Raw genomic sequence first — 12349 nt, 5'->3', positions numbered from 1 at the left:
CAAGTGACCAAAGTTTCACGCAAACCTCCCGAAATCTTGGACATCCACCCCTAGTCAAAACCCCATCCGATTCTCTTGGTGTCACGGAGTGATCGCATGCTCAACCGATGGATCGCAGGCCTCACCGGCACATTTCTCGCCCTCGCACTAGCCCTGCCAGCCGCCGCTAGCCAGACCCCCGCGCAAAAGCGGGCCCGCCACGCCGCCCAGGCCCGCGCCAAGGCCCAGGTAGAGGCCCGCGACAAGCAGCACCACAACAAGCTCAAGACCGAGGCCATCCCAGCCGGCGCCGGTGCCGTCGCCGGAGGCGTCGTCGGCGGCCCTGCCGGTGCTTTCGTTGGCCTCAAAACCGGCCACACCGTCGGCACGGGCTTCCACATGATCAAGAAGCATCACGACATCAAGCAGCAGGAGAAGCGGAACGCCATCGCTCACCGCCGCTATGTTGCGCGCCGCCGGGCAGCTTCCACCAATACCGCCGCGCGCCGTCGCACCTTGCAGTAATTGCACCCCTGCCCACCACGAGTAACCCCCGAGCCCGGCCCACGAGCCGGGCTCTTTTATGCCGCTGACCCGCACCTTAAAACTGGCAGCTCGAAGCTCGCAGCTCGAAGCTCGTAGCGCAACCCGGAACCCGCGGCAGCCGGCCTCAGAGAAGCACACTCCCTGATCCGCACCCTCGCTTGCCAATCCCACCCACGCCGCTCCCCCGAAAATGCTATATCCCACCGCCCTCGCTCCCGCCTAACGTAGCGCTCTAAGCAGTTGTTCACATCCCCCACCCCCATAAGTCCCACCGAGGTCCTCATGCCAGAGCAGCGCGTCGATACTTCAATGCCCGAGCCGGTTCGCCGGCCCGGAAATCCCCCCGGTTCCTCCGCCTCTGCCGTGATCGCCCCCAGCATGATCGGCAAAACCATCTCCATCAAAGGTGAGATCACCGGCGCAGAATCCATCCTGATCGAAGGCCACGTCCAGGGCTCCATCGCCCTCCCGCACGATCGCGTCACCGTCGGCCCCAGCGGTCGAGTCTCCGCAACCATCACCGCCCAGGACATCGTCCTCCAGGGCGAAGTCACCGGCGCCTGCTCCGCAACCGATCATGTCTACGTCCGTCGCGACGGCTCGCTCTGCGGAGACGTCATCACCTCCCGTATCTCCATCGAAGAAGGAGCTCACCTGAACGGGAGCATCGACATCCGCAAAGAATCGAAACCTGCCGCCGCCAGGGTCCAGCATCAAGGCCAGCAAGAGGTCGAGCCCGAACTTGTGGGAGCAGTCGGCTAGAGCGAGTTCCTGGCTCGCCCTGCAGGAGCTCGATTCCACCTCATTCAGCAGCCTGAAACCTAAACCACTGAAATTGCTTTCACCTATAAATCGCATCAACGAAAGGCTTTAGGATCAAAACCCCTTGACAGCCTTGTTATACTAACCTTATAGAGTAAAGTTCTCGAAAGCCCGGCACCCGCCGGGCTTTCGCATTTAACCTGAAAGGCCAAAAAATGAGCATCCACACGCCAGAGCCGACCCGTCTCCAATGCCGCCACATCTTCACCGACGGTCGCCGCTGCGGCAGCCCATGCCTCCGCAGCCAGGACTTCTGCTACTACCACCACACCACCCGCGGCGCCGCCATAAACTCTTACGGCTCCCGTCGGGCGCCCCATCGCCGGGTGCCCCATTCACACGCGGAGCGGGCTAGTGGGATGCTTTCCCTCCCGCTCCCCGAAGACCGCTCCGCCATCCAGCTATCCGTCGGCCTCATCATCCAGCAGATCGTCTCCGGAGAGCTCGACCCGCGCCGCGCGGGCCTGGTCCTCTACGCCCTCCAGATCGCCAGCCACAACCTTCCCAAACCGGACCCCAAAGCCCAGGCCCAACCGGTAGCCGAAATCATCCACGACCCCACCCACGGCCCCATCGCCCCGGAGGCCGAACTCGGCCATGATCAACCCATGGGCTCAGCCCAGCGTCTGCTCGAGGAACTCGGCGGCGACGAGGAAGATGAGGCCGCCGACAAGGCATACTGGGAGCGCATCCGGGTTCAACCCCGGCCCACTCCAGCCGAGCCTTTACCCAGCATCCTCAACGGGCTGCAAGCCAGCCGGGAGGACGGTCTGCCGGACCGGCCTGAAATGTGGCCATGCCGGCCGCGCACCCGTTCCAAGCCGCGCCAGCACCCATCGTCTCGCCGGCACAACTCCATGCTCGCCCGCCACAAACCGCAGCGTCTGCCAGTTCAGCGGGAACTCGAGCACCACATGCAGCAAACCCAGGGACGAGGACAACATAAACCCGAACCGGAAGCTCACCGCGAAGCTCCCCAGGCACGCCGCATAGATCACGGCAATCGCCAACCATCCGCGCCGCGAAATCTTATGCCACTCCAGCACTTCGGTCTTGGCGAACCAGTTCAGGTAGTGGAACAGATAAGCAAACGCAAACACTCTAATGAGACCCGCAATCAGCGGGCTATTGAGCAGCGTTCCGTTCAGCATCATCGTCTGGTGCAGATCAGCCGCGAGCTTCGTATGGATCGAGAAGAAGGTCATCGACTCCGCCCGCAGCCAGAATCCTCCCAGCACCCCATAGTGAATCGGCAGAAACATCAGGACCACCGGCGTCGCAACCGCCAGCGCCGGGTTCACCCACTTGGCCAGCGTCTTTCGCTTCTCGCGCAGCGCTCCGCTCACCATGAATGTCCAGGTGAAAAAGAACACATGCACTAGCGTCGGCACCATCGCCGCAATAAAAAACACCCACGTCCGCAGGAACAACGACGTGACCAGAGCCGCCACCGCCACCACTGCAATCACGTAAACGTTCCGCACCAGCACCGAGAGCGAAATCAGCAGCATCGCTCCCACGGTCCAGAACCACAGATCGTGCTTCACTAGATCGCTCGAGAGGCTCAGCACTACCGCGACAACCGCGGCCACCAAATACCCGCGCGACGGAACCACGCTCTTGCCAAGGTAGAAATTCTTCTTGCGCAGCCACGCAATCTCGGTCAGATAGTGCAGTGGCCCCAGCACTGCAAACGAGAACAGAAACACTTGCATCGGTGCCAGCGCCGCTGCGACCGCGCTTACGGCCAGGGCCGCAAGGTCTGCGTAGCGTGCTGTTCTCCTGCAGTTTTGGGCTGACAACTCTGCTTTTCCCCGTTACTTCAGTGCGAGAATAGCGAGCTGTCACCCTCCAAAAAATCCCACTCCGCCGCGCCGGAACTGACCATCCGCAGCGCAGAACTACACTCCATTGCGGCAGCACTCACCCATCACCTCTGCCGCATACCCCATCCGCGCCACAAATCCGGGTGCCCCATCTTCGCGACGGCTTCATCGTCGCTAAGGTGGGCATTCGCGCAAAGCGCGAACCGCTGTCTCGGGTGCCAACGAACGACTGGGAACCACCCGCCTCGCAACAAAACAAGAGGAGCCGGAGCTCCTCTCGGCCACCTTGCGGTCGTCCTTCTTGTTTGTCATCCCCGAAGGGGATCTGCGTTTGCCTTTGCCTTATTCACTACTCACTACTCACTACTCACTGCTTCTCCGTCCGCGGATACCGCGCCGTCACAATCGTCGAGATCCCGCCTCGCGGCCGAAAATCACCCTTCACCTCCGCCCAAACCGGGTCCGTCGCCTTCACAACGTCGTCCAGTACCTGGTTCACAATGTTCTCCTGGAAGATCCCCAGATTGCGATATGTGAACAGGTATTCCTTCAGCGATTTCAGCTCCAGGCACTTCTCGCGCGGCATGTAACGGATCAGCAGCGTGCCGAAGTCCGGCAGCCCCGTCTTCGGGCACACGCTCGTAAACTCCGGGTCGTCGATCAAAATCTCATACTTCGCAAACTGATTCCGCCAGGTCTCAATCGCGGGAAACTCAACATCCAATCCCGACTTCGCGTGGTCGTCGGTATATCCAGTCGTATAGGTCTTCTCTGCCATCCCTCCATTCTCTCAAACCGGAGAACTCGAAGCCGGCAGTTGACAACTCACAGCTCACGACACCCCACGCCCTCGGACCACCGCAAATCCACGCGAAAGTCCGTAACAAAAAGTCCAGACCTAAAGTCTCTCGTTCGAAGACTTTGCACAAAAAGTACGGGGGGGGGAGCCTCAGCTCCCCCCGCTAATCGAACACCCTGCTGTTCGCTAGTCTCGCCGTCCCAGCGTCGGACGATCATCCGTCGAGCTGCTCGGATTGTTTGGTGCGTTCGGATCGTTGTTGCTTCCGCCCACGCGCCGCAGCGTCGGCTTGGAGTTGTCTTTCTTGTCGTTCAGGCCGCGCTTGTTCTGGATCCTCGCCAACCGCGCCTTCACCTGGTCAAACTCCGAGCTCGTCACCATGTACTGCGGCTCCGCAGGCAGTATCGTGGCAATCTCGTTCTCCACCGCCGCGATGCGGTCCGGCGTGGCCGGATGATCGCTGAACGCCTTCGACAGCGCTCCCGGCTTGTGCTTCTCGAGCGCCGCCAGCTTCTCAAAGATGCTCACCATGCCTTGCGGATCGTAGCCAGCCTTGTACATGTACTGAATGCCAAGGTAGTCCGCCTCCGCCTCATACTCGCGCGAGAACTGCAGGAACGTCAGCGGTATGGCCAGCTGCGACGCCTCATAGATGCCGTACCCGGTCCATGTGCCCTGCGTGAAAATGATCAGCGGAATCTGCCCGAGCTGCATGTAGTTCAGCTTGGTCATCTCGCGCGCCGCATGATGTGCCGCCACGTGCGAGATCTCGTGCGCCATCACGCCCGCGAGCTCGTCTTCCGAGTCGCACGCGAGGATCAAGCCCGAGTTCACGTAGAAGAACCCGCCCGGCAGCGCCATCGCGTTAATCTCATCCGTGTCCAGCACCTTGATCGTGAACGGCACCTTCGCATCCGAGTTCTTCACAATGTTCTGGCCGATGCGATTGATGTACTCCACCACAACCGGATCGGTCACCAGGTGCGAACTCTTCTCAATCTCCATCGAGTACTGCTTGCCCGTGCCGATCTCCCAGTTCGTCGAGTACCAGTTGCCCAGGCCGCGACCGCCGATGTTCCGCTGCCCGACCGCATTCACATCCTCTTCACTGCCCTTCTTGATGTGCGGGTCCAGCTCTTCGCCCGGATTCGGAATCGAGTCGGCCTTCGCATCCTCGGGTACCTGGTCGGCCTTGACCTTGCCCTTCTTGCCGGGCTTTGCGGCCTTACCGTTGTCGGCCGTCTGATCTTTGCTGTCGGCAGTCTGGTCCTTCGTCGAGGCTTGTGCAGGCGCCGTCGTGCCTGCAGTCGCCGCCGGAGTCTGCTGCGTCTGCGCCGGTGTCGCGCTGGTCGTGCTGCTCGGATCTGTTGTGCTTGTCGAAGTTGGAGACTGTGTCGCCGGCGTCTGCGCGCGCGGAATCTCCGTCACCGATGGTGTGTTGGCTCCTGTGGGAGTTGCCGGTGTGGGCTGCTGTGCAAAGACGAGGGTCGCGGAAAGACCCGCGAAGGCGAGAAGCATTGGGACGCGCATGGCAAACTCCCGGAGGCCGGAGGCCCTGCCTTCAAGGCACAGCACTCTGCAATATTGTAGACGTGTTTGGGGATTCTGGGTTGCAGGCCGATTGAGAGTGGTTAGTTGTTAGTAGTTAGTGCTCCTGCGAGGAGCGCCGCGCCGCTTTTGACTAACTACTAACGACTAACCACTAACTACTATCGCTACCAGGTGTTGTAGCTCGACCCGTCCGTCGCGATTCCCTGCGAGCCCGAGTGGACGTTATTGATCCCGCCGTCGGTCTGGTCAATGTCCATCAGGGTGTCCGAAGTGTCGGGCATCCACGAATCGGAGGTTCCGGTCATCGGGTCGACGGGAATCTGCTTCAGGTATCCGGCCTGGACAAGGTCGTCCAAGGACTGCGGCGCCTTCTCTTTGTCGACCGTGTAGCTGTCGATCGCCTGGCGCATGGTGTGCAGGTCTTCCCGAAGCACTGCCTCGCGGGCATGCTTTACCGCGTTGATAAAGCTGGGGATAGCGATCGAGCTAAGGATTGCAATAACCGCCATCACGACCATCAGCTCGATGAGCGTGAAGCCGCGTTCGCGCTTTGCCGCGCTATGGTTCATCCCGGATTTGGCAATGCTCACCATGTGTCGTATTTCGTCCCGTCCATCGCCGTTCCCTGGCTCTTCGTATACACATCGTAGACGTCCTGGCCGCCGAAGCTGTCCGAATCAGGATCGTCCTGGTTCGAGCGCAGACCCCAATCCGTCGAGTTCGTCATCGGGTCGATCGGAATCGCCCGCAGGAACCGCACCTTGTGATCCTGGATGTCGACGCCGTCCACCAGCGTCTGCAGATCCGGCGGATAGTTGTTCGAGTCCGCCTTCGTCTGGATGCCGCCCTTATCGGCAGCGTCCTTGTAGGCGTCGATGGCAGCGCGCATCTCCCACAGGTCACGGCGCAACTCTTTCTCCTTGCGGCGCTTCACCTCGAAACGCGCTACCGGAAGCGCTGCGGTTGCGAGGATCGCCAGGATAGCGACAACGATGATCAGTTCGACTAATGTCACACCGGCTTCGCGTGTCACGCCGGCTTCGCGCATGACTCCAGCTTCACCGGAGGTCAGCCTCTGCTCTCTCGCTCGTCGAACGCGTTCTTGCAGGCCTTCCATCGTCAAGCCCTCACTGGCGCGGAGGTGCGCCAGCGCCGCCGCCCGTGACCTGCACCGTCGCCTGGCCGCCCGTAACCGGCAGGCTGTTGTCGTGGCTGTCGCGTGCGGCCATCCGGACGAGCGCGAGCGAAGAGCTGCCCGGCGCAACCGCCTTGAAGGTCAGCACGCACAGCGGACCGTCACCACTGATCCCCACGGTATGCGGTGGACGGCTCGTCGAGATAGTCACAGCGCCATTGCCCTCATCCCTATGGACGAGTGCAACCGCCTGTCCGTCACGGCCGAGCAGATCACCCGCATCGACACCGACGAGCGACAGCACCCTGGGATCGAACTGCATCTGGATCGGCACGCTGAACAGATCGTGCGCATTGGAAGCGCGCACCGTCACCTGGAACGTGGAACCAATCTGGGCCTGTCCGGGCGAGACGATCGCGAGATTCAGCGGAGTCACGGCGGTGGCCGACGGAATGTTCCCCGGGGCCAGTGCTGCGCCGGTTGCCGGCTGCGGCAACGGCTGCCCCGCAGCCGCAATGCTCGGAATCATCGCCGAAGCTGCATTGGCTGCGGTCGTCGTGGAGGCAGGAGTCGGGTTGTACTCAGCGGTGGGCGGCGCGCCGGCCGGAGCCTCGGAGCCATGGCGGATCAGCTCCACGTTGTTCTGGGTGCCCGCGTAGACGGGACGCGTGTTCTCGTCCGTAAGCAGCGAGTCGCGAACGATGTGCGGGATGATCAGGAAGACAATCTCGTCCGACTGCTGAACCTTATCCTGGCTGGAAAAGAAGTACTTCAGGATGGGAAGCTCGCCGAGACCCGGTGTGCCACTGACGTTCTTGGAATCCTGGTTCGTCAGGATGCCGGCGAGCAAGCTCGGTTCGCCGTCCTTCAGCTCAATGGTCTGCTCCGCGGACCGCTGCGAGATGATCGGCTCGGTGACACCGCCCTCGAGGTTCACGCTGCCGTTCGTGCTGGAGACCTCCACCTTCAGCTTGAGCGAGATCTCGCGGTCATAGTGCACCGTCGGCGTAATGTCGATGTTCACGCCGACGTCGATGTACTGGAACTGCGTCTGCACGCCGAGGCTGGCAATGCCGGCGGAGACACCAGCGTTGTAGGACCCCGTCGCTACCGGATACTTCGAGCCGATCTTCAGGATCGCGCGCTGGCCGTCCGTGGCTCGAATCCGCGGGTTCTGCAGAACGCGGGTATCGCTGTCCGAAAGCAGCGCGTTCACCGTGCCGCCCGAAACCGCAACCGCGAAGTTCGTCGCGTTGATGTTGCCCAGCGTGTTCAGCGTGAGGTTGGTCGTGTTGGTGCCGGTCGTTCCGGTGCTATTCGTCGTGGTCGTGCCGGTAGTGCTTGTGGTTGATGTCGAGCTCGCGTTGCTGGCCTGCGGCGTAAGGCCGAAGCTGGTGGGCAGCGTGATGCCGAGGTTGCGCTCCTTCTGGCGGCTCACCTCAAGCACAGCGACGTCCATGACGACCTCCGACTTCGTGCGGTCCAGGTCATTGATGATCTTTTCGGCGAGCACGAGCTCATCCGGCGTCGCCTTGATGATGATCGCGTTCTGGCTGGCGACGAGAAAGAGCTTCGCGCGCTGATCGAGCAGATTGCGCAGCGCGATCAGGACTTCGTTGGCGTCGTTCTGCTGCGAGGCGTTCGTGAGATAGAACGTCTGCACCGCCTGCTCGGTGTCCTCGTTGCGATTGGTGGTGTTGTCTTCGGCAACGTAGATGGTATTCGGCGTAACCGGCTTCCAGAAGGTCTTGCTCAGAATGCCGACCATGCGCAGCGCGTCATAGAGCGACACGTTGGTGAGGTCGATCGGGATGCGGGTGGAGTTGTACTTGGGGTCGAAGATGACGTTCAGGCCGGCGGCCTTGCCGATAGCCTGGTAGATGTTCTTCGTGTCCTCGACCATGTGCAGCGTGATCGGATCGTTCGAGACGGGCTGCAACTGCGGAGGTCCGCCGAGAGACTCGATCTCGTGCCGCACTGCGCGCTGGTGGGGCGTCTCCTCGTCAACGCCCGGAATGAGCACCTGGGCCTCGGGACCGGCGTTGGAGAGCGCTTTGTTATTCACGCCGGATGCAGACGGGCCGGAGGTCGCGGGCTGGCCGGCTGTACCGGACTTCTGGGTCAGCGCGAGCTCCTGCGCCGCGGCCTGGTTGCCGGGATCGATCTGGAGAGCGCGGGCGAACTCGTTGATCGCCCCGCCGGCATCGCCGGCCTGGCGGAGAACACGGCCGCGATCGACGTGCTGATTGGCAGCCTCAAAGCGGAGCCGGTCGTAGCGCTCCTTGTAGCGCAGGTCCTTGGGCTTCTTGAGCCACGCCTGGCGATAGGCCTCAAAGGCGGCGTCATAGTCCTCGCGGGCCTCGGCGTTCTCGCCACGCTTGTTCCAGGTGCTGGCGGACTGTGCGTGGAGCGGAGCCGGGAGCAGCAGGCCGGCAAGCAGCGGGCCAGCAAGAAACAGCGACAGCACACCGGCGGCCCTGCTCAAAATACGGGCAGAAAGCGCGTTGCGCAACCGGCCGATCTCGCGTTGTTTCATTCCTGTAACCCGCTCCCGTGGACCCCGCACTATGGGCTCGGAACCCCGCCGGAGGAAGCCTCCGGAGCGGCGCGCGCGGCGCTTCCGGGGTGAGTCTGCTGCGGTTTCGAGCGGATGTTCGGGCTCGCTACATACTACCATCGGGCCCGCGGCGGACCCCGCACGCCGGCGGGTGCACGGCGAGGTGCTGGCCTGCGCCCCTGCGGCCCCCAGGCCCTCAAAATGCTCTTCAGGATGGTTAGTCGTCACGTGTGAGAGTTGCCTTATCGCATTGGACGGGTCGTCACCCGCGAAGTCACCGCCAAAGTGTTGACCAATCTGCGTCAGTTGTACGTCTTTGGCAGTAGCCGGCCTTCGGTGCATCCTCCGTGCTTTGTTAGCATCAGAGTTTCGCTGATGGTTCCGTTTCGCTGATGCCCCGCTCGCTCTCCAACCCGACCACGCCGGCCACGACGGCCAAGCCCGCCGCCAAGCCGAAGGATCGCGACCCCGTCGCTGCGGGCCAGCGGGACGCCGCGTTCAACCGCTCGGCGAGCTTCAACTACTTCCTGGGGGACCGCTTCGAGTGTGGTGTGGCGCTGCGCGGGACCGAGGTGAAGTCAATCCGCGAAGGCAAGGCGAACCTGAAGGACGCCTACGGCCTGCTCAAGGACGGCGAGGCCTTCCTGCTGAACGCGCACATCGGCCCGTTCTCGCATGGCAACGCGATGAATCACGAAAGCCTGCGCACCCGGAAGCTGCTGCTGCATAAGCGCGAGATTGAGAAGCTGACGGCAGCCACCCAGGGCAAAGGCACAACGCTGATCCCGGTGAGACTGTACTTCCGCCGCGGCCGCGTGAAGTGCGAGCTGGCCGTCGCCACCGGAAAACAGCAGTGGGACAAGCGCGAGACGGAACGCAAGCGCGAGGCCGACAAGGAAACCCGTGCGGCGATCGCTCGCAGCCAGCGCAGATGACAGGCTCTTGTGTCGCTCAGGTTACGATTAAGAGCACATGACCTCCAAGCTGCTCTTCCAGGATCCCTCGGGCTTTGCTACGCCTCTGCTCGTTGCCTTTGCCGTCGACATCGCAACCGGAAAGGATGAGCCGGGCTCTCCTGCCCTGCTGACGACCTCGGATGCACTCGCGGCCAGCGTCGCGCCCTGGTTCGCCTCCGGTGAATTCAAGGCTGCGCTCGCGGAGACGCTGGTGCTCCATCGTCCCGATGGGCTGAAAGCAGAGCGCCTGCTGGTCATCGGTCTCGGCAAGCCGAAGTCGCTGTCCGCGAATGAGATTCGCAAGGCCGCGGGAACTGCCATCCGGCTGGCACGCCCGAGAGGGCTTCGCGATGTCGCCATCGCCTTTCCAGAGGATCGCGCGATCGCCGACGAACACATTGACGCGCTGCCCTGCTTTCTCGTGGCGCGCGCGATTGCCGAAGGCGCCATCCTCGCCGATTTCGACATCGACACCTATCGCAGCGACCGCAAGGACCAGAGCATCAGCAGCCTGACCGTGCTGGTCCCAAACGCCGACGACGAGACACGCAAGGATACGCAGCGCGGATGGGACGAGGGCGTAGTCCTCGGCGAAAGCCAGAACTTCACGCGCTCGCTGGTGAACGAGCCCGGGAATGTGCTCACGCCGACGGAGTTCGGCCGACGCGCGGCGGCAATGGCCAAGGAGCTGGGCTTGGAGTGCGAGGTTCACTCGACCGACAAGCTGAAGGAGCTGAAGATGGGCGCCTTCCTTGGCGTCGCGCAGGGTTCGCCCGAGCCGCCCGCACTCATCGTGCTGCGCTATGAGCCTGCGAACTCGCCCGCAGCGGACGCTCCTGTGCTTGGCCTCGTCGGCAAGGGCATCACGTTCGACACCGGCGGCATTTCCATCAAGCCCGCCGACAACATGGACAAGATGAAGTACGACATGGCCGGCGCCGCTGCGATGCTGGGCGCGATGCGCGCGATTGCGCTGCTGAAGCCTGCCGTGCGCGTCCTCTGCGTGATCTGCTCGTGCGAGAACATGCCCTCAGGCCGCGCCTACAAGCCCGGCGACGTGCTCACGGCGATGTCCGGCAAGACGATCGAGGTGTTGAACACCGATGCCGAGGGGCGCCTGGTACTTGCCGATGGCCTGCACTACGCGAAGACGCTCGGTGCGACGCGGCTGATCAACGCAGCGACACTGACCGGAGCAATCGGAATCGCGCTCGGCCAGCTCAACGCCGGGCTGTTCACCAACGACGACGAGACCGCGCAGCGGTTGTTCAGTGTGTATCCGACGGCGGGCGAGAAATTCTGGCAGATGCCCTGCACCGACGATTACCGCGAGCAGATCAAGAGCTCGATAGCCGACATCATGAACACCGGCGGATCGCGCTACGGCGGCGCGATCGCAGGCGCGATGTTCCTCAAGGAGTTTGCCGGCGATACGCCGTGGATTCACCTCGACATCGCGGGCACAGCGTGGGTGGACGAGCAGAAGCCCTGGCAGTCCAAGGGGCCCAGCGGCATCGGCGTGCGCAGCATCACCGAGTGGGCACGGAGTTACGCGAAGTAACTCTCTCGCGCGATCACTGTCACGGCCCCTGCTAGACTGCGCAGAACGAAGTCATTTGCAGCTGCGAGGTAAGGAACGTTCATGGCCAGTAGATCTCTATTTGTCTTGATCGCCGGTTCTTTTCTGGCCGGTTCGGTGGTATTTGCGCAACAGACAGAACCCGCACCCACCCAGCAGCCCGGGGCCGCGGCTGCGCAGCATCAGAGGCGGCCGATTCCACCGCCTACAAACCTCAAGGTGTTGCCCAGGGACCTGACCGGCGAGCAGGTCGTCGCCATCATGCGGCACTTCGAAGGCGATCTCGGCGTCGAGTGCACCTACTGCCATGCGAAGGATCCCGCGACAAACAGGCCGAACTTCGCCTCCGACGCGAACCCGATGAAGGACCGCGCTCGCGTGATGATCAAGATGGCCACCGCCATCAACACGGACTACCTGACGCAGTTGACGGATCCGAAACCAGAGCACCCGGTGACCTGCGGCACCTGCCACCAGGGTATGGCCGAGCCGCCTGTCTTCGTCCCGAAGCCGCACGAGCATGAGCATCCGAGCGGGCCCCCACCGGCTGCAGGCGGCGAAGCTCCGCACGGACGCTGACGGCTGCACCCGCTGCCGCT

General features: G+C 62.6%; 12 protein-coding genes. 5 read left to right on the top strand and 7 right to left on the bottom strand.

What is annotated here, in order from left to right; genetic code table 11:
* Positions 1-96: 96 nt before the first annotated feature.
* A complete protein-coding gene (locus VGU25_04035) occupies positions 97-504 on the top strand; it encodes a hypothetical protein (protein HEV2576362.1) in 408 nt (135 codons plus the stop codon).
* A 303-nt stretch (positions 505-807) separates the two neighbouring features.
* Positions 808-1287, top strand: coding sequence for a polymer-forming cytoskeletal protein (locus VGU25_04030; GenBank protein HEV2576361.1), 480 nt, complete (start codon positions 808-810; stop codon positions 1285-1287).
* Between the two features lie 461 nt (positions 1288-1748).
* Here the strand turns inward: VGU25_04030 and VGU25_04025 are convergent, their stop codons facing one another.
* The 7 genes from VGU25_04025 to VGU25_03995 all read right to left on the bottom strand — a co-directional run bounded on the left by VGU25_04025 (position 1749) and on the right by VGU25_03995 (position 9194).
* Positions 1749-1952: a hypothetical protein gene (locus tag VGU25_04025; GenBank protein ID HEV2576360.1), complete on the bottom strand. Its 204-nt coding sequence runs from the start codon at positions 1950-1952 to the stop codon at positions 1749-1751.
* Positions 1953-2072: 120 nt separating this feature from the next.
* Positions 2073-3062, bottom strand: a complete 990-nt coding sequence (locus VGU25_04020; GenBank protein HEV2576359.1) for a hypothetical protein — start codon at positions 3060-3062, stop codon at positions 2073-2075.
* Between the two features lie 478 nt (positions 3063-3540).
* Positions 3541-3951 (bottom strand): preQ(1) synthase, encoded by a 411-nt coding sequence (gene queF / locus VGU25_04015; GenBank protein ID HEV2576358.1) that lies wholly within the window; start codon positions 3949-3951, stop codon positions 3541-3543.
* A 207-nt stretch (positions 3952-4158) separates the two neighbouring features.
* Positions 4159-5502 (bottom strand): M48 family metallopeptidase, encoded by a 1344-nt coding sequence (locus tag VGU25_04010; protein HEV2576357.1) that lies wholly within the window; start codon positions 5500-5502, stop codon positions 4159-4161.
* 185 nt (positions 5503-5687) lie between these two features.
* Complete coding sequence (locus VGU25_04005) at positions 5688-6116, bottom strand: prepilin-type N-terminal cleavage/methylation domain-containing protein (protein ID HEV2576356.1); 429 nt, start codon at positions 6114-6116, stop codon at positions 5688-5690.
* Positions 6110-6640: a prepilin-type N-terminal cleavage/methylation domain-containing protein gene (locus VGU25_04000; GenBank protein ID HEV2576355.1), complete on the bottom strand. Its 531-nt coding sequence runs from the start codon at positions 6638-6640 to the stop codon at positions 6110-6112. Before VGU25_04000 ends, VGU25_04005 begins: the two co-directional genes overlap by 7 nt.
* Positions 6641-6650: 10 nt before the next feature.
* Positions 6651-9194: a cohesin domain-containing protein gene (locus tag VGU25_03995; GenBank protein ID HEV2576354.1), complete on the bottom strand. Its 2544-nt coding sequence runs from the start codon at positions 9192-9194 to the stop codon at positions 6651-6653.
* A 413-nt stretch (positions 9195-9607) separates the two neighbouring features.
* On the opposite strand from VGU25_03995, the gene smpB reads away from it, so the two are divergent.
* The 3 genes from smpB (at position 9608) to VGU25_03980 (ending at position 12329) form a co-directional block, all read left to right on the top strand.
* Positions 9608-10150 (top strand): SsrA-binding protein SmpB, encoded by a 543-nt coding sequence (smpB, locus tag VGU25_03990; GenBank protein ID HEV2576353.1) that lies wholly within the window; start codon positions 9608-9610, stop codon positions 10148-10150.
* 37 nt (positions 10151-10187) lie between these two features.
* The gene (locus VGU25_03985; GenBank protein ID HEV2576352.1) at positions 10188-11732 is read left to right on the top strand and encodes a leucyl aminopeptidase; all 1545 of its coding nucleotides are present in this window, start codon (positions 10188-10190) and stop codon (positions 11730-11732) included.
* A gap of 81 nt (positions 11733-11813) precedes the next feature.
* Positions 11814-12329 (top strand): c-type cytochrome, encoded by a 516-nt coding sequence (locus tag VGU25_03980; GenBank protein ID HEV2576351.1) that lies wholly within the window; start codon positions 11814-11816, stop codon positions 12327-12329.
* Positions 12330-12349 lie beyond the last annotated feature (20 nt).

The organism is Acidobacteriaceae bacterium (assembly GCA_035944135.1).
In the GTDB taxonomy this organism is placed as follows: Bacteria; Acidobacteriota; Terriglobia; order Terriglobales; family Acidobacteriaceae; genus Granulicella.
Note: the sequence above shows the minus strand (reverse complement) of the source record. Positions and strands in the feature narration are given on the sequence as shown.